The sequence below is a fragment of the Zoogloea oleivorans genome, assembly GCF_008107625.1.
Lineage (GTDB): Bacteria > Pseudomonadota > Gammaproteobacteria > Burkholderiales > Rhodocyclaceae > Zoogloea > Zoogloea oleivorans.
Genome location: NZ_SDKK01000036.1, coordinates 19228 through 37498, shown reverse-complemented (window position 1 = coordinate 37498; position 18271 = coordinate 19228). Strand labels below are relative to the sequence as shown.

At 62.7% G+C, this 18271-nt stretch carries 14 protein-coding genes; 9 read left to right on the top strand and 5 right to left on the bottom strand.

Translation table 11 applies throughout. The features are described from left to right. Positions 1-899, bottom strand: an 899-nt coding sequence (locus ETQ85_RS23555) for a phosphomethylpyrimidine synthase ThiC (RefSeq protein WP_187394841.1), incomplete at its 3' end; no start/stop codon positions are given. Between the two features lie 340 nt (positions 900-1239). On the opposite strand from ETQ85_RS23555, the gene ETQ85_RS23550 reads away from it, so the two are divergent. The 4 genes from ETQ85_RS23550 (at position 1240) to ETQ85_RS23535 (ending at position 5427) form a co-directional block, all read left to right on the top strand. After that, positions 1240-2376, top strand: a complete 1137-nt coding sequence (locus ETQ85_RS23550; protein ID WP_148581481.1) for a porin — start codon at positions 1240-1242, stop codon at positions 2374-2376. Between the two features lie 28 nt (positions 2377-2404). Further along, a complete protein-coding gene (locus ETQ85_RS23545) occupies positions 2405-4072 on the top strand; it encodes a pyrroloquinoline quinone-dependent dehydrogenase (protein WP_246128884.1) in 1668 nt (555 codons plus the stop codon). Positions 4073-4193: 121 nt separating this feature from the next. Beyond that, on the top strand, positions 4194-4865 hold the full coding sequence (locus tag ETQ85_RS27145; protein ID WP_246128883.1) for a c-type cytochrome: 672 nt from the start codon (positions 4194-4196) through the stop codon (positions 4863-4865). Positions 4866-5079: 214 nt separating this feature from the next. Then, entirely contained in the window at positions 5080-5427 is a 348-nt protein-coding gene (locus ETQ85_RS23535; protein WP_148581479.1) for a sll1863 family stress response protein, read from the top strand. Between the two features lie 210 nt (positions 5428-5637). On the opposite strand, the gene ETQ85_RS23530 is transcribed toward ETQ85_RS23535, so the two are convergent. From ETQ85_RS23530 to ETQ85_RS23510, 3 genes are all read right to left on the bottom strand, one after another. Next, positions 5638-6336, bottom strand: coding sequence for a PEP-CTERM sorting domain-containing protein (locus ETQ85_RS23530; protein ID WP_222862278.1), 699 nt, complete (start codon positions 6334-6336; stop codon positions 5638-5640). Between the two features lie 662 nt (positions 6337-6998). After that, positions 6999-8264 carry a serine hydroxymethyltransferase gene (glyA, locus tag ETQ85_RS23520; RefSeq protein WP_148581488.1) on the bottom strand — a complete coding sequence of 422 codons (1266 nt, stop codon included), beginning with the start codon at positions 8262-8264 and terminating at the stop codon, positions 6999-7001. A 328-nt stretch (positions 8265-8592) separates the two neighbouring features. Further along, positions 8593-9852 (bottom strand): benzoate/H(+) symporter BenE family transporter, encoded by a 1260-nt coding sequence (locus ETQ85_RS23510; RefSeq protein ID WP_148581478.1) that lies wholly within the window; start codon positions 9850-9852, stop codon positions 8593-8595. 151 nt (positions 9853-10003) lie between these two features. On the opposite strand from ETQ85_RS23510, the gene pdxR reads away from it, so the two are divergent. After that, positions 10004-11500, top strand: coding sequence for a MocR-like pyridoxine biosynthesis transcription factor PdxR (gene pdxR / locus ETQ85_RS23505; protein WP_148581477.1), 1497 nt, complete (start codon positions 10004-10006; stop codon positions 11498-11500). Positions 11501-11648: 148 nt separating this feature from the next. On the opposite strand, the gene ETQ85_RS23500 is transcribed toward pdxR, so the two are convergent. Continuing rightward, positions 11649-13667 carry a sigma-54-dependent Fis family transcriptional regulator gene (locus ETQ85_RS23500; RefSeq protein ID WP_246128882.1) on the bottom strand — a complete coding sequence of 673 codons (2019 nt, stop codon included), beginning with the start codon at positions 13665-13667 and terminating at the stop codon, positions 11649-11651. 336 nt (positions 13668-14003) lie between these two features. Between ETQ85_RS23500 and ETQ85_RS23495 the strand changes: the two genes are divergently transcribed. From ETQ85_RS23495 to ETQ85_RS23480, 4 genes are all read left to right on the top strand, one after another. Continuing rightward, positions 14004-15047: an ATP-NAD kinase family protein gene (locus ETQ85_RS23495; RefSeq protein ID WP_222862277.1), complete on the top strand. Its 1044-nt coding sequence runs from the start codon at positions 14004-14006 to the stop codon at positions 15045-15047. Between the two features lie 84 nt (positions 15048-15131). Beyond that, positions 15132-16106 carry a thiamine pyrophosphate-dependent dehydrogenase E1 component subunit alpha gene (locus tag ETQ85_RS23490; protein WP_281283123.1) on the top strand — a complete coding sequence of 325 codons (975 nt, stop codon included), beginning with the start codon at positions 15132-15134 and terminating at the stop codon, positions 16104-16106. Positions 16107-16137: 31 nt separating this feature from the next. After that, a complete protein-coding gene (locus ETQ85_RS23485) occupies positions 16138-17148 on the top strand; it encodes an alpha-ketoacid dehydrogenase subunit beta (RefSeq protein ID WP_148581476.1) in 1011 nt (336 codons plus the stop codon). Further along, complete coding sequence (locus ETQ85_RS23480) at positions 17148-18260, top strand: acetoin dehydrogenase dihydrolipoyllysine-residue acetyltransferase subunit (RefSeq protein WP_148581475.1); 1113 nt, start codon at positions 17148-17150, stop codon at positions 18258-18260. Before ETQ85_RS23485 ends, ETQ85_RS23480 begins: the two co-directional genes overlap by 1 nt. Positions 18261-18271: the final 11 nt, after the last annotated feature.

The window sequence follows — 18271 nt, the reverse complement described above, 5'->3', positions numbered from 1 at the left end:
ATGGGCACGGTGCCGATCGGGACGGGCGAATTGCGGATGATCCACTCGCGGGTTTCGTGGATGTTCTTGCCGGTGGACAGATCCATGACGGTGTCGCCGCCCCAGCGGGTGGACCAGGTCATCTTGTCCACTTCCTCGTTGATCGAGGAGCCGAGCGCCGAGTTGCCGATGTTGGCGTTGATCTTCACGAGGAAGTTGCGGCCGATGATCATCGGCTCGGATTCCGGGTGGTTGATGTTGTTGGGGATGATGGCGCGGCCACGGGCCACTTCGGAGCGTACGAACTCGGGGGTGATCTCGGCGGGGATGCTGGCGCCGAAGTCCTGGCCCTTGTGCTGGCGGCCGAGCAGCTTGACCATGCGTTCGCCCATCGGGCCGGTGTTCCTCAGGCTCTCGAGGTAGGCGGCGCGGTTCATGTTCTCGCGGATGGCCACGTATTCCATTTCGGGGGTGATGATCCCCTGGCGGGCGTAGTGCATCTGGGAGACGTTCTTGCCCGGCAGGGCGCGGCGCGGCTTGCGATGCAGGCCGGGGAAGCGCAGTTCATCGAGCTTGGGGTCGGCGGCGCGGAGGCGGCCGAATTCGCTGGACAGATCGGGCAGCACTTCGGTGTCGCCGCGTTCTTCGATCCAGCCCTGGCGCACGGCCGGCAGGCCGGAGCGGATGTCGATCTTGGCGGCAGGGTCGGAATACGGGCCGGAGCAGTCGTAGACGAAGATCGGCGGATTTTTCTCGCCGCCCATGCCGGTGGGGGTGTCGGCTTGCGAGATTTCGCGCATCGGCACAAGGACATCCGGGCGCGAGCCTGCGACGTAGATCTTGCGGGAGTTGGGCAGCGGCGCGATGGCCGCTTCATCCACGTGGGCGGACGAGGCGAGGAATTTGTCGGTGGCGTTCATGAAGGCTCCTTGGGGTGTCCGGACTATTGTGGTTTTGACAGGCCGGTTAATTCAGCAAATATCAGGCCATGCCCCCCGGGGCGGCTTTGCCGGACTGTGACCGCCCCACGGGAATAGCTGTGCGCGACAAAGAGACGTTTGTCTCTCGCGTCGCAAGCCCAATTGAGACACCTGTCTCTTTATTTCCCTGCGACCCGGGTCTTTTTCCTGATTGAAAGCGGAATTTCATTTCTGGCAAGGAAGTTGCAATTCCCCTCTTGCCCGTCGGCTATTTCAGGCCGGTGGAGTTCCAGCGTTCCGGACTGGTATTCCGGGACGAAAAAAACAAGAGGAGACATTCATGCTTCAGCACACACCCGTTTCGCGCCGCCTGAAAAGGAAGAACATCTCCGCCGCGCTGCTGCTATTGACTGCATCGGTACCGGTAATGGCGGAAAACAACGTCTCGATATACGGCATCATCGATGCCGGCTTGCTGTATCAGAGCAAGGCCGACCCGACCGGCCAGAGCAAGACCTCCATGGAAACCAGCGGCTTGCGCCAGACCGTACTGGGTTTCAAGGGCGACCGGGATCTCGGCAAGGGTCTGGAAGGCTTCTTCAATCTGGAAGCCCATTTCGATACCAATAACGGCAAGTTTCACGGCACGGGTGATGCAGACGGCACTGGCACCCCCTTCTTCCGTCGTCAGGCCAACCTGGGCCTGCGGGGCGACTGGGGCAGTGTGACGTTTGGCCGCCAATATGGCCCCGCCCTGCTGGCCCATATCGCCACCGAACCGCGTGCCTTCAAGGAGCAATTCTCCAATCTTTACGCCTGGGCCTACAACCAGTACGCGGCCACCGCCGGCGCCCCGGGCACCGAGCGCAATACCAATAACGACGTCGGTATTTTCTTCAGCAATGCGATCCAGTATCGCAACACGATTGGCCCGGTCAATTTCGGCGTGCTGTGGTCGCCCGGCGGCAAGGCCGGCAGCATGGACAAGAACACCGTGCTGGCGGCCGGCGCCTCCTATACCGGCCCGGTCATCCTGTCAGCCTCCTATCAGGTCATCAAGGACGAAGCCACCGCCAACGACAACGTCAAGCACGGCGGGCTCGGCATCGCGGTGCCCTTTGGCGATTTCACCTTCAAGGCCAATTACCTCAACGCCAAGAACCAGTTGAGTACCGGCGCCAATGTCTCCAACGTCAATGCGATGGGCGTCGGCGTGGACTGGAAATGGCATCCGCAAAACACCGCGACCCTTGCCTATTACGACAACAAGGACAAGCGCAACAGCAAGGACCACACCCGCAACATCGTGCTGAGCAACGACTTTGCCCTGCGCGCCGACACCACGATTTATGTGCAGATGGCCATCGTGGATGCAGACAGCGCGGCGACGATCAAGACCAGCATCGTTGCCGCCGGAGTGCCGAGTGTCGGCAATACCGCCACGCTGGTGAATGCCGGTATCAACTTCACGTTCTGAGCCCTGCGGAATAAAAAGGAATATGACCATGAAAAAACCCCAATTCCGCCTGGCCGCCTGTGCCGGCGCGCTGCTGATCGCTGGCGCCGCCTGTGCCGCCGAAACCCGCCCCGGCTATGCCGACCCGGACAACTGGCCGCAATACCACCGCAGCTACAACGCGTGGCGCTACAGCCCGCTCACCCAGATCAACAAGAACAACGTCAAGAAGCTCAAGGTGGCGTGGATCCACCAGCCAGGCAACATCACCCACGGCCTGCAGGCCACCCCCATCGTGCTCGACGGGGTGCTGTACTACATCTCGGCCGACAACAACGCCTGGGCGGTGGATGCCGCCACCGGCAAGACCCTGTGGCACTACACCGCCAAGCTCAACCCGATCGCCAAGCAGGCCTTCTACGCCTCGGCCAGCCGCGGCGTGACGGTGGGCCGCGGCAAGGTCTTCATCGGCAGCCTCGACGGGCGCTTCATCGCCCTCGACCAGAAGACCGGCAAGGAAGTGTGGAGCACCCAGCTGACCGACCCCAAGAGCCAGTACGGCGCGCTGTTCTCGGCCCCGCCGCAGCTGGCCGGTGACGTGCTCTTCGGTGGCACCACCGGGGGCGATCAGCCCATCGCCGGCAAGATCTACGCGGTAAATGCCGACACCGGCAAGCCGGTGTGGAACTTTGAAGTCATCAAGAACGACCCGGCCAGCTGGCCCGGCGACAGCGGCAAGGTGGGCGGCGGCTCGGCGTGGATGCCCGGCACCTACGACGAGAGCACCGACACCATCTACATCGGCACCTCCAATGCCGCCCCCGACTACTACACCCCCGGCCGCGAGGGCGACAACAAGTACACCGCCACCCTGCTCGCCATCGACCCCAAGACCGGCAAGCTCAAGTGGCACCGCCAGGAAATCCCCCACGACACCTGGGACTTCGACTCCGCCTACGAGGCCCTGCTGGTCAAGAAAGACGGCAAGGACGTGATCGTCCACCTCAACAAGAGCGGCTTCGTGTTCGTCATGGACAAGACCGACGGCTCCCTCGAAAACGTCTGGCAGTTTGCCGAGAACATGAACTGGGCCAAGGGCATCGACCCCAAGACCGGCGCCCTCATCGAACCGCGCCGTCCCCAGCCGGGCAAGCGCGAACTGCTGTGCCCCAACCTGCTCGGCGCGCGCAGCTGGAACCATGGCGCCTACAACCCGGGCACCGGCCTGTGGTACTCCCACGCCATGGAGGTGTGCAACGAAGTGGTCTCCGGCAAGGACGACCCGTCCAATCTGACCGCCATCTCCTCGCTGTCGCTGGGCATCGACGAGATCAAGCTGGTGCCGCCGCCCAACGGCAAGAAGCCTGACGGCCGCCTGGATGCCCGCGACCCGCTGACCGGCAAGCTCAAGTGGAGCATCCGCTACGAGCTGCCGCCCCTGTCCAGCGTGCTGACCACCGCCGGCGGGCTGGTCTTCACCGGCGACATGGAAGGCCGCCTGTACGCCTACGACGCCGACAACGGCAAGGAGCTGTGGCGCTTCAACGCCGGCTCCGGCGCCCGCGGCGGCCCGGTGAGCTACGCGGTCAAGGGCAAGCAATACATCGTCATCCCGACCGGCCTCGGCTCCCACGCCCCGGGCTTCCTGGCCGGCGCCTTCCCGCAGATCAAGGACCTGCCGGGCGGCGCTGCCCTGATCGGCTTCACCCTCGAGTAAGCACCGTTTTTGCTCCGCGGCACGACCCGGGCCGGACGCGGCCAGTCGTGCTGTTTATAGGGTGTGGCGCCTGCCTCCGGACGCCGCACCCCTTTTTCCTTATACGGACAGAGAGAAAAAAATGAACCCCATCCGCGTAATCCTGCAACGCCTCGCCCCCGCCGCCCTGCTCCTCGCCCTGATCGCCGACCTTGGCGCCGTGGCGCCTCCCGCCGATGAAGGCAAGGCCCGCATCGCCGCCGGCCGGGCCCGTTTCGACCAGCTGTGCGTGAGCTGCCACGGCGAGCACGGCGCCGGCGTGGCCGGCAGCGGCAGCGGCGCCAGCTACGGGCCGAAACTCACCGCGCGCAGCGACCTCGCCGAAGACAAGATCCGCGACCGCATCATCCACGGCAAGCACGGCGACAAGGCCATGCCGCCGTGGGGCACCGTGCTCGAAAGCACCGAGATCGAACAACTGGTGGCCTACGTGAAGCGCCTCGCCGCCACCCCCGGCGGCCAGAGCACCGGCCCGCTGGCGCCTTTCGATCTCAACGACGAAACCCGCATCAACGCCGGCAAACGCCGCTTCGCCAAGACCTGTGCCGGCTACTGCCACGGCTTCGAAGGCATCGGCGGCCGCGCCCCCGACTTCAAGGGCCGCACCGATCTGCCCGCCGAAATGGCCTACGAAACCATCTACAAAGGCCGCCAGGGCGCCGACGTGATGCCGCCGTGGGGCGCCGCCTTTACCGAAGAACAGATCTGGGAACTGGTCGCCTACCTGCAATACCTCGGCAAACAGCAACCCTGAAGACAAGCATCCTCTGTGGGTCGGACTTCAGTCCGACTCAACCAGCTAAACCCGCACCGCCAGCTGAACCGGGGCTGTCGGCTGAACCTGCGCTGTCGGAGTGAAGTCCGACCCACGGCCCCTTTTGTGCGAGACCGTACAGACCCTCCCCCGCTTTATGAACATTCTGCCCTTGTTTCCCGACCATCACTTTCAACAGCAAGGGCTTATCACAATGTCAAAACGCGCCGAATACATCGACAAGATGGAAGTTCAACTCGACAAGCTGAACAAGAAAATGCACGACCTGGAGGCCACGGCCAAGGAAGCCAAGGAAGAAGCCCGTCAGAAATACAAGGACGAGATGGTCAAGCTGCGTGAGCAATCCAAAGTTGCCACCGTAAAGCTGGATGAAATGAAGGCCTCCGGCGTGGACGCGTGGGAACACATGGTCACCGACATGGAAAAAATGCACGACGCCTTCACGCATTCGTTCTTTTCCATGTTCCAGGCCTTCGGCGCCCGCGAGCCGGATCAGAAAACGGCCAAAAAGGACGACGCGGACCCGTCCACGAAAGCGTAAAAGCCATCCATCCCGGCGGGCGGTGCAGACGATGTGCCGCTGACCGGGATCGCCCCCGTGGGTCGGACTTCAGTCCGACTCAGTCGGCGGAACCCGCACCGCCAGCTGAACCGGCGTTGTCGGACTGAAGTCCGACCCACGGCCTCTAATGCGCCACCTTCAGACTGCGGACCTGCCCCCCGAAGGGGCCCTGTTCTTTGCCATGCGTCATCAGGCCGATTTGCGGCGACGTCGCTCGATCAGGCCGGCAAGTCCCAAGCCAATGAGGGCCAGAGAACCAGGCTCAGGCACGGTCCCGCGACCTTCGCTATTCAGATTGTCGATGCTGACACCGGCCACCGCATTACGCGTGAGGAACGTGACTTCGGTCACTCCCGTGAAGCCCGTCAGAAAAAAAGTATTCCATGCCGAAGACACTTCGATCAGCTCCGAAATCTGCCCGCCCCCTGACAAGCTACCGATAACCTCAATCATCGCATTGCCGGCGAAGCCCGAGTACCCAGTCGCCATATCAAGTTGGCCAAGATCAAATGCGCCGCCACCAGACTGCGTCATCGAAACATAGAGCGTAGATGTCGCATCGCGGGCGCCACGGGCCCCAACCAACCCTTCACTGGCGCTGCGGCCATTACGGTTGAAGTAATTGTTGCCGTCGTCGCTGACGCCCCAGCCCGCAGCAAAAAATGAAAAATCGAAGCCTTGGACATTATTGCAGTCCAAATCGTAGCAAGACGTCACACCTTCAAGATTGACGATCGATGCTTGCGCGCTGCCGGCAATACCCGCCGTTGCAATAAGCATTGTGGTGAGTGTGCGGCGAATCAAGCCCGGTCTTTTTTTCATGCAAGCCATCCCATCAAGAAGTTTTAATTTTTCAAAAACCGTAAAATTCGTTACCGCTTTGATCATAACAGCCGCCCACGCGGCGACATCCCGTCAGCGGCTAAGCCGCCATTCAAACAGTGCGCTTTTTCACGGGAGCCTCAGATATCTTGTGTTCGAGGCGAATTTGGGGTGTTTTGCCATCGTCGGACTGAAGTCCGACCCACCGAAACACCGCTCCTGAGCAAAACATCGCCGGCCACGAGAGGATTTTCCAGGTCATTCGCTGAAATTTCTCCCCCCGAGCCCGATTAATCGACCTCCACGACCGAAAACTCACCCCCCGGATCGATTAATTCACCTCCGGCATCGAAAATTCAATCTTTCGGATTGAAAATTCGGACGATTCCGTCCGAAAAATAACGAAACCCATCGATTAATCGATCTCTGGATCCGATTAATCGACCGCCGGGATCGAAAGATCAACGCCAGAGATCGAAAATTCGATGGATTTTGATATTTCCGGCCGGATGGACTTCGGCTACACGTTTGTGGCTCTTGAGCCGGATGCTCATCGTCTGCGTGTTTTTTCACCGACTGCATAATCAGCAATAACCGGATTAGGGAATCTTGTTGCTTGTTATTCGCCCACACTTGAATTCCGTGGCAAAAGCAAACTGCAGGTATCCCCGCAACACTGGCCATACCGGCCCGGCCAGTGCAGACCGGGCTTCACACGCTCCAACGGCTTATCGATACACAGGATAACGACGGCACAAGGCCGCCACCTGCTCCCGAACATGGCACGCCACCTGGTGACTGGAGCCCGACTCCAGCGCGTCCAGCACGTCACACAACCAGCCTGCCAACTGCTCGCATTCCGCCACACCGAAGCCACGGGTCGTGACGGCCGGAGTGCCGATACGCAGCCCTGACGTCACAAAGGGCGAGCGCGGATCATTCGGTACCGAGTTCTTGTTCGCCGTAATGCAGGCATCGCTCAGGGCTGCATCCGCATCCTTGCCGGTGTAGGGCTTGTCGGAGAGGTCGATCAGCATCATGTGGTTGTCAGTCCCCCCGGAGACGATCTTGTAGCCGCGTTGCTGGAGCACGGCGGCGATGGCACGGGCATTGGTCACTACCTGCCGCTGGTAGGTCTTGAACTCGGGCGACAGAGCCTCCTTGAACGCAAGCGCCTTGGCGGCAATGATGTGCATCAGCGGGCCGCCCTGGACGCCAGGGAATACCGCAGAGTCGAGCTTCTTGTAGAAGTCTTCGCCCTGGCCCTTGGACAGGATGATGCCGCCACGTGGCCCCCGCAGGGTTTTGTGGGTGGTGCTGGTTACCACGTGGGCATGAGGCAACGGATCCGGATACTCGCCGGCCGCCACCAGACCGGCCACGTGGGCCATGTCCACCCACAAGATGGCCCCCACCTTGTCGGCGATGGCACGCATGCGCGCCCAGTCCTTATGCCGGGAATAAGCGGAGAAGCCACCGATGAGCATCCCGGGCCGGGCCTCCAGGGCAATGCGCTCCATCTCGTCGAAATCGATCAGTCCAGTCTCCGGATCAAGGCCGTAGGGAACAATCCTGTAATGCCGGCCGGAAAAGTTGGACGGATTGCCGTGGGTGAGGTGCCCCCCGTGGGCCAGGTTCATCCCCATCACGGTGTCGCCGGGTTTGACCAGCGCCAGAAAGACCGCGGCGTTGGCCTGGGCACCGGCGTGCGGTTGGACATTGACGTAGTCGCAGTCGAAAAGCGCCTTGGCGCGCTCGATGGCGAGGCGTTCGGCAACGTCAACATACTCGCAGCCACTGTAGTAGCGTTTGCCCGGATAGCCCTCGGCATACTTGTTGGTAAAGACCGAGTTCTGGATTGCCATCACCAGCGGGCTGGCGTAGTTCTCGGATGCGATCAGTTCGATGTGGTCTTCCTGACGGCGCTCTTCGTTACGGATAGCCTCGGAAAGCTCGGCGTCGAATTCGGCAAGGGTTACCGATGGGGCGTGCATGATGCTGTGGTCCTGTGATCTGGATGAGCCGGAAAAAAAGGACGAGCCACGCGCGACGATGTCGTCGCTCTGTGCCTCATCACACACCCGTGGCGGGCGCGGCCGGATGGCAACGGTGACTTTCATGAACGGGGCTCCTCGGTATCGGGTTTGGTGGGCCAGACATGCCCATGGACAGTTCGTTCAGGCAGGTGCGCCTTGGCGAAGCCGGTCACGCAGTGTGCGTAGCACCGGAAATGCCGGCAAAGCCTGGAGAAAGGCCGGTACGTCAGCGGGAGGCAGACCGTACTTGCTGGTTTCGCCAGAGGTGTTGACTTGCAGGAACACATCAAGCGATCGCCCCTTTGCCGGTCACCGGGCCGGAGATGGCAGTGAGGCCCGCCTTGTGTGCCGGTTCGTGGCGCGGCAAACGGCCAAGAAGCACCGCGTAAGCCACGAGGCCGATCACCAGTCCCCAGAATGCCCCGCCAATACCAAACAGTTTGATATTGGCCGCGGCGGCCAGGAAGGTGATCAGGGCGGCTTCGCGGGACTTCGGGTCAGCCATGGCGCTGGCGAGACTGCTGCCGATCGTGCCCAACAGCGCAAGGCCAGCCAGCGTGGTGATAAAGGCCGCCGGAAAGGCCATGAAGACCGCTGCGAGCGTCACGCCAAACACCCCGACGAGAATATAGAAGATGCCGGCCGCCATGCCCGCGACCCAGCGTTTGGAGGGATCTTCGTGCGCTTCCTTGCCGGTACAGATAGCCGCCGTTATCGCGGCGATGTTGAACGCATGGGAGCCAAACGGCGCCATCAGCAGCGAGCCCAGCCCGGTAAGGGTCACGATGGGATTGGCGCTGGTCTTGAAACCATCGTTGCGCAGCACCAGCATGCCGGGCATGTATTGTCCGGTCAGGGTAATCAGGAACAGCGGCAACGCCACACTGAGCAAGGCATTGAGTGTAAACACCGGCATGGTGAAGACCGGCGCGGCGAACTGCAATTGCAGACCCGACAGATCAACACGCCCCTGGGTGAGCAGAAACGCCAGCCCCAGAATCAGAATGCCGATCACGGCATAGCGTGCGCTGAACCGCTTGAGCACGACATAGGCCACGATCAGCAAGCCCGCCAGCAGCGGGTCGATGCTCACCCCGCCGAAGGCTCCGATACCGAACTGCAACAGAATGCCCGCCAACAGCCCGGCGGCCACACCGGGCGGAATGAGGCGGATGAGCCTCTCGAAGTAGCCCGATAGACCCAGCGCCACGAAAGCAGCGGCCGAGATCAGGTATGCGCCCACCGCCTCGGCATAGGGCGTCGTGGCCAGTGCGGTAGCCAGGAACGCCGCCGCCGGCGTGGACCAAGCCGTGATGATCGGTTCACGTGTTATCCAGCTGAGGACAAGTCCCGTCACCCCTACGCCAATCGAAATCGACCATACCCATGACGCCGTCAGTTCCGGGTTGAGACCTGCCACCTTGGCGGCCTGAAAGACCAGGATGAAGGTGCCGCCGTAGTTGACGATGACCGAGATGAGGCCAGCCACAATCGGGTGAACGAGGTCGCGAAATTGAACAGATGGTGGAGAGCTTGAAGTGGGCATGACTTGATGATTCCCTCTGAAGTGTGAGACGCCTGGTGTCGAAAGTGGTTTTATACCGCCACAATGGACTGCCACGACATGACACTTTATCGATTACTTGCAGACCACTTTTGATCAACTCGACCAGAACCTCGACAGATGAGCAGACCACATGAAAAGCACACTTGAGCTTGAAACGCTGAAGATGCGGTTGAATGACGCGGACCTTCAACGCCTGGATCTACATCAACGCATCCAGCGTGCCCTGCGTGCCCTGATACTCGACGGCGCACTGGGGCCTGGCGTGAAGCTGCCTGCCACGCGCGCGCTGGCCAGGTCACTGGGGGTTGCCCGTGACACCGTTGAAAACGCCTACGTGCAGCTTCAGCGCGATGGCTTCGTCATCCGACGAAAGGGTTCTGGCAGTTATGTACCAGAGACGATGGGCACCGAACTGCGAGGTGCCGAACGTCGGCACCAGAGGCCTGAAACCCCGAAGTGCAATGAGACCGCACCCGGCGCAGGCCTGAGCAGGCGTGGCCGGATGATCCTCGACAGTGGCGGAATTTCCGATCAGCAAGCCATCAAAGCCTTTGCCACAGGTTTGCCTGAAACCCGCACATTTCCCACGGATGTGTGGGAGCGCCTCCAGCGCCAGGTATCAAAGGACTATCGCGCTCAGGTCCTACTGCACGGCGACCCTCAAGGCGCAGAGCCGCTGCGCGAGGAGATTGCCACCTACCTGAATCTCCAGCGTGGCGCCAAGGTTTCCCCCGAACAGATATTGGTGCTCAGCAGCACCAGGCAAGCACTGTTCCTGTGCGCACAATTACTGGTCGATGCCGGCAAGCCGATCCTGATGGAGAACCCCGGCTACTTTGGTGCAAAGAAGGCCTTCGAATCCGCCGAGGCCAGGGTTGTCCCTGTCGACGTTGATACACAAGGCATACGCACGGACCTCCTGCGGGCGGACCGCAGCGGCGCCAGTTGCGTCTACGTGACGCCTTCTCACCAGTACCCCACGGGAGCCACCTTGTCACTGGAGCGCAGACTCGACTTGATTAACTGGGCTGCCGAAACCGGCAAATGGATTATCGAAGACGACTACGACAGCGAGTTTCATTACGACGGCCTGCCAACAACGTGCGTTCAAGGCTTGGACAAATACCAAAGAACGCTTTATGTCGGCACCTTCGGCAAGACCCTCTATCCAGGTCTGCGAATGGGGTACATGGCGCTGCCCCATCAACTCGTTGGTGCATTTACCAACGCACGAAGCATCCTGGATGGACACACGCCGCAGATTCTTCAATTGACCTTGGCGCGCTTCATGGAAGAGGGACACTACAATTCCCATGTTCGAGCCATGCGCAAGCTATACGCTGGTCGCAGGCAGGCAATGCTCGAAGCTATCGACAAATATCTTGGAAGGATAGTCACGCCCCTGCGACCGGAGGGGGGAATGCAGATACCGTGCGTCTTGAAGCAAGGATGGTCCGAGGCGAAGACCATTCGGCAAGCAGCGGGTGCAGGCGTGCAGTTGCCTGGACTGAGTCGGCTGTATCTGGGGCCGGAAAAGCAGTTCGGTTGGGTACTGGGCTACGCATCCTTGACGGAACATGAAATTGAAACGGCAATGTTGCGTCTCGCCGAAACCATAAAGAACTAAATAGCAGGATTTCCTCTCCAACCATCCCGTCCGGGCACGGCTACTTGTCGCCCCCTTCCTCAGGGACTTCCAGGCACTTAAAAGTATCGGAGAGGCTTGCATTTGTGCATTTCAGCCTCGGCATGCCCCTACAGGTCGCCCCTACCCTTTATCCCTCCCGCCGATTCGGCGCCACGATGTTGAGCCGTGACAGCTTGCGGTAAAAGGTGGCCCGCGACAGCCCGAGTTCCTTCGCCGACACCGTCACCTGCCACTGGTTGCGAGACAGCACCTCCAGCATGCGCCGGCGCAGCACCAGGTCTTTCTCCTTGAGCGGCGGCAGATCGGGCTCCGGCGCCGCCAGCACCGGGGCCGCCCGGCTCACCTCTTCGCGCAGGGCGCGCGGCGCGGCAATGCGTGGCCCGATGAACAGATCCGGCGGAAAGTGCGCCGTGTGCAGCAGATTGCTTTCGCAGATCGCACAGGCGTAGCGCATGGCATAGCGGAGCTGGCGGATGTTGCCCGGCCAGCCGTGGCGCAGCAGCGCGTCGCGGGTTTCCGGCGCCAGGCGGATCGCCTCGCGGCCCATGGCGCGGGCTTCTTCCACCAGCACCCGGTCGATCACCACGCCGATGTCGTCCCGCTCGCGCAGGGGTGGCAGGATGAACACGGCGCCGTTGAGGCGGTAATACAGGTCTTCGCGGAAGCGCCCTTCTTCGACGAGGGTCGGCAGGTTCTGGTGGGTGGCACAGACGATGTGCAGCTTCACCGGAATCGGCTCCTCGGCGCCGAGGGGCAGCACCTCGCCTTCGGCCAGCACGCGCAGCAGCCGGCTTTGCAGCACCAGCGGCATATCGCCGATTTCATCGAGGAAGAGCGTGCCGCCGTCCGACTGGATGATCTTGCCGCGGGCGCCCTTGCTGCGGGCGCCGGTGAAGGCGCCATCCCGGTAGCCGAACAGTTCGCTCTCGATCAGGCTTTCGGGAATCGCCGCACAGTTGAGGGCCACGAAGGGCTGCTTGTAGCGGCTGCTGCAATCGTGGATGGCCTTGGCGAAGGCTTCCTTGCCAGTGCCGGTTTCGCCCATCAGCATGATCGGGATGTCGCGGTTGGCCACCTTGAGGGCGCGGTCGACATTGGTACGTACCCGCGCGTCTTCGGTGGCCAGGTGGCCGAAGCCGCGCGCCTCGTTGCAGCCGTTGGTGTCCGACACGCCGCTGGACTGGGTGGTGGGCGTCTGGCGGCGGGCGTCGGGGACGCGCAGCAGCGCAAAGATGCGCTCGCCGCTGTCGAGCAGACGCAGCGGGATCGCCTGCCCCGGACGGGCGTGGGCGGCGGCCAGCAGGTCGGTGGCCGAGCACTCGAACAGATCGGAGACGCACTGGGCAGTGCGCCCCGGGCGCTGCATCAATTCCTTGCGGGCCTTGCGGTTGCCGCCGACAAACAGGCCGGCGTCGTCGAAAGCCAGCAGGTAGTCGGTTTGTACATTGAGCAGTTCCGGCGTGCAGCCGAGCTGCAGGATCCAGTGCTGGCGCAGGCTGTGGAAGGCGAAGGCGTCCTCGATCAGGCGCGCCTTCTCGATGACCATCTGGAACACCAGCATCTGGCTGTCGCGCCCTTCCGGGGAATACAGCGCCGATGCGTCGAGCACCGCCAGCGGCTGATCGTCGATGCCGAGGATGGGAGCCGAGCTACAGGTGAAGCCGATGTTGTGGGAGCGGAAATGCTCGCCCCGGTGCACCAGGATGGGCTGGCCGTCCACCAGGCTGGTGCCGACACCGCAGGTGCCCTCTTCCATCTCCGACCAGCGGGTGCCGTTGCGAAAACCCTGGGCGCGAAACTCCTTATCCTGCTCGGGCACGGTGCGGAAATCCACCGTTACACCAGTGGCGTCGGTCAGCAGCACGCAATAGCTGGAGGGACGCAGTTGCTGGTGCAGGCGGTCCAGGCCTTCGCGGGCAATGCGCATGAAGGCGTCCATCCGGTCCCGGTGCTCGCGCAATTCCATGGCGGTCACCACCTGGGGTGTGGTGGCCAGGGAAGGGTCCACCTGGTATTTGCTCAATGAGCGTTGCCACGACCGGGTCAGTCGATCCTGCCCCGGGTTTCTCTGCAGGCAAACACCACGCTCCACCACCTCGACCACGCGTTCCACGTGGCGGGCGATTTCGCCTTGTCTCCGAATCATTTTAATTCCCCCTTATATACGGGAGTGTTTTAAGGAAAACCATCCTTTGGTGGGGCGAAGCCTATTCCGCTACGGCAATTAAATCAATGCTGACGTTTGTCTCTGAGAATTGAGACAGGTGTCTCATTTTCTCGATTTCATGACTCAGGCCAATTGATACGGATCGACCGGAAAGAAATACCGCTCCACACCATGAAAAAATAAAAACGCCGCAAAAACCCTTTATACAAAAGGCCCGGCGAGCTTCCGCAGCGCAGCAAAACGGAATTCAATCTGAATTTGGCACGCCACGTGCTGAATGGGGAGTCAATTACACAAACCGATTAGCGTCCAATTGTGAAACACATTGCCACCACCCCCTCCATCGGCATCGTCGCCAATCCGGCCTCCGGGCGGGACATTCGCCGGCTGACCAGCAAGGCGCTGGTCTTTCCGACAGTGGAAAAGATCAACATGATCGAGCGCCTGCTCGGCGCCTTCGGGGCCGTGGGGGTGGAACACGTGCTGATGATGCCGGACATGGTCGGCATTGCCGCCGGCCTGATCCGCGCCATCGACGGCCATCGGGCGCAGGGCCTGCAGCCCTGGCCGGTGGTGGACTTTGTGCCCATGCCGCTGACCGACAGCCCCCGCGACACCCAGGAAGCCGTACGCCAGATGCGCGCCGCCGGTGTGGCGGTGATCGTCGTACTGGGCGGCGACGGCACCCACCGCATCGTTGCCGGCGAGTGCGGCGACATCCCGCTGGCCACCCTGTCGTCGGGCACCAACAACGCTTTTCCGGATTTGCGCGAACCCACCCTCACCGGCCTTGCCGCCGGCCTGGTGGCCACCGGCGCAGTGCCGGTGAGTGAAGCGGCCCGGCGCAACAAGCTGCTCCGCGTACGCGGCAGCAAGGTGGACGAGATCGCCCTGGTGGATGTCTGCGTCACCCGCCAGATGCACCTGGGGGCCCGCGCCGTGTGGGACCCGAGCACCATCGCCGAACTCTTCGTGACCTTTGCCGAGCCCGACGCCATCGGTCTGTCGAGCATCGCCGCCATGCTGGAACCGGTGGGCCGCGACGTGCCGCGCGGCAGCTGGGTGCGCTGCGCCACCAGTGGCCTCGGCGTCCTCGCCCCCATCGCGCCGGGCCTGGTAACGCCGGTGGGCATTGACGAACACGGCCTGCTGGCGCCCGGACAGTCGATGCAGATCCGCACGGAACAAGGCTGCATCGCCCTCGACGGCGAGCGCGAAATCGAACTGAACGGCCACCAGACCTACAGCGTGACCCTCGAACTGGACGGCCCCCTGAGCCTCGACGTGCCGGCCACCCTCGCCGCCGCCGTGCGCCGGGGGGCCATGGTCCGCGACCTGATCCGGAGTGCCGCGCCATGAGCGCGCACCCCGCACCGAATCCTGGAGCAGGCGCGCCCGCCTTCCCCGGATGCAACACATAAAGCCAACAACCTGGAGACAACCGTGACCAAGACCCTGACTCGCGAGGACCTGCTGAAGGCCTATCGCACCATGCGCACCATCCGCGAATTCGAAGAGCGCCTGCACACCGATTTCGCCACCGGCGAAATCCCCGGCTTCGTGCACCTCTATGCCGGTGAGGAAGCCTCGGCCACCGGCGTGTGCATGAACCTCACCGCCGACGACCACATTGCCAGTACCCACCGGGGCCACGGCCACTGCATCGCCAAGGGCGTCGACCCGGTGGGGATGATGGCCGAGATCTGGGGCAAGAAGACCGGCACCTGCAAGGGCAAGGGCGGCTCCATGCACATTGCCGACCTGTCGGTGGGCATGCTCGGCGCCAACGGCATCGTCGGTGGCGGCGGCCCGCTGGTGTGCGGCACCGCGCTGGCGGCCAAGCTGCGCAACCAGCCCTTTGTCAGCGTGTGCTTCTTCGGCGACGGCGCCTCCAACCAGGGCACCATCTTCGAAGCCATGAACCTGGCCTCGGTGTGGAACCTGCCGGTGATCTTCCTGGCCGAGAACAACGGCTACGCCGAAGCCACCTCGTCCAAGTTCTCGGTGGCCTGCGACAACATCGCCGACCGCGCCTCGGCCTTCGGCATGCCGGGCATCACCGTCGATGGCTTCGACTTCTTCGCGGTGTATGAAGCCGCCGGCGCCGCCATCGACCGGGCCCGCAAAGGCGGCGGCCCGTCCCTGGTGGAAGTGAAGCTGTCGCGCTACTACGGCCACTTCGAGGGCGACCAGCAAACCTACCGCGCCCCCGGTGAAGTGCAGGCCATCCGCGACACCAAGGACTGCCTGCTGCAGTTCGCCCGCCGCGTCACCAGCAGCGGCGAAATCACCCAGGCCGAACTGGACGCCATCGACGCCGACGTGAAGGCCCTCATCGACGGTTCGGTCGTCAAGGCCAAGTCCGATCCGAAACCCACCGAAGCCGATCTGCTGACCGACGTGTACGTCAGCTACTAAACACGCACCCAAGAAAAAAGAGGAGACCGACATGGCAAGAAAGATCACTTACCAGCAGGCTATCAACGAAGCCCTGGACCAGGAAATGAGCCGCGATCAGAACGTGATCGTGATGGGTGAAGACGTGGCCGGCGGCGAAGGCTCGCCCGGCGAGCAGGACGCCTGGGGCGGCGTGCTCGGGGTGACCCGCGGCCTCTATCACAAGCACCCGGGGCGGGTCATCGACACCCCGATCTCCGAATCCGGCTACGTCGGCGCCGCCATCGGCGCGGCCTGCGTCGGCATGCGCCCGGTGGCCGAGCTGATGTTCGTGGATTTCCTGGGCGTGTGCTTCGACCAGATCTTCAACCAGGCCGCCAAGTTCCGCTACATGTTCGGCGGCAAATCGGAAACCCCGGTGGTGATCCGCGCCATGTACGGCGCCGGCTTCCGCGCCGCGGCCCAGCACTCCCAGTGCCTGTACAACATCTTCACCCACATCCCGGGCCTCAAGGTGGTGGTGCCGTCCAACCCCTACGACGCCAAGGGCCTGCTGATCCAGTCGATCCGCGACAACGACCCGGTGATCTTCCTTGAGCACAAGGCGCTGTACACCATGGAAGGCGATGTGCCCGAAGAGAGCTACGCCATTCCCTTCGGCGAAGCCGCGGTAGTGCGCGAAGGCCACGACGTGACCATCGTGGCCATCGGCCGCATGGTGCAAAAGGCCCAGGAAGCCGCCGCCGAGCTGCAGAAGCAAGGCATCCACTGCGAGATCATCGACCCGCGCACCACCTCGCCGCTGGACACCGACACCATTCTGGAGAGCGTCGAGAAGACCGGCCGGCTGGTCGTCGTCGATGAATCGCACCCGCGCTGCAGCATGGCCTCCGACATCGCCGGCCTGGCCGCCGAGCGGGTCTTCGGCAGCCTCAAGGCGCCGATTCGCCAGGTCACCGGCTTCCATTCCCCCGTGCCTTTCAGCGACACGCTGGAAGAGCTCTACATCCCCAGCGCAGCAAAGATCATCGCCGCCGTGCAGAGCACCAAGGAGTACAAGTAATGTCTGAAATTCACGCGATCACCATGCCCAAGTGGGGCCTTTCCATGCAGGAGGGGAAGGTCAACGGCTGGCTCAAGCAGGTGGGTGACGCCATCGAGAAGGGCCAGGAAATCGTCGAGGTGGAAAGCGAGAAGATCGCCGGGGCCGTCGAGGCGGCCGTCTCCGGCGTGCTGCGCCGCCAGGCCGCCAGCGAAGAGGACGTGCTGCCGGTGGGCGGCCTGCTCGGCATCATTGCCGACGCCAGCGTGACCGACGCCGACATCGACGCCTTCGTGGCCGACTTCCTCGCCAACTTCAAGCCCGTCGAGGGCGACGCCGAAGACCAGGGCCCCACCACCCAGAAGATCGAGGTGAATGGCCACAAGCTGCGCTATCTCAAGCGCGGCGAAGGCGGCGAAGCCATGCTGCTGATCCACGGCTTTGGTGGCGATCTGAACAACTGGCTGTTCAACCACGAAGCCCTGGCCGCCGACCGCGAGGTGTATGCCCTCGACCTGCCCGGCCACGGCGAATCGACCAAGGATGTGGGCGAAGGCACGCTCGACGCCCTGGCCGACACCGTCGCGGCTTTCATGGACGCGGTCGGCGTTGAATCCGCCCACCTCGTCGGCCACTCGATGGGCGGCGCGGTTTCGCTGACGGTGGCCACCCGCCACCCGGCCAAGGTCCGCTCCCTGAGCCTGATCGGTAGCGCCGGGCTGGGCGAGGAAATCAACACCGGTTACATCGACGGCTTCGTGTCGTCGGCCAGCCGCAATGCCCTCAAGCCCTTCCTGGCCGACCTGTTCGCCGACAGCAGCCTGGTCACCCGCCAGCTGGTGGACGATCTGCTCAAGTACAAGCGCCTCGAAGGCGTCGGCGCCGCGCTGGGCACCCTGTCGTCCAAGCTCTTTGCCAACGGCCGCCAGAACAGCGTGATGGCCGAGTCGCTGAACAAGCTCGGCAAGCCGGTGCTGGTGATCTGGGGCGAGGAAGACCGGATCATCCCGGTCGCCCACGCCCACGCTGTGTCCGGCAAGGTGCAGGTGGAAGTGTTCGGCAATCGCGGGCACATGGTGCAGATGGAAGCCGCCAACGACGTGAACCGGGCCATCGCGCGATTTATCGGCTAAGGCCTGCCTCC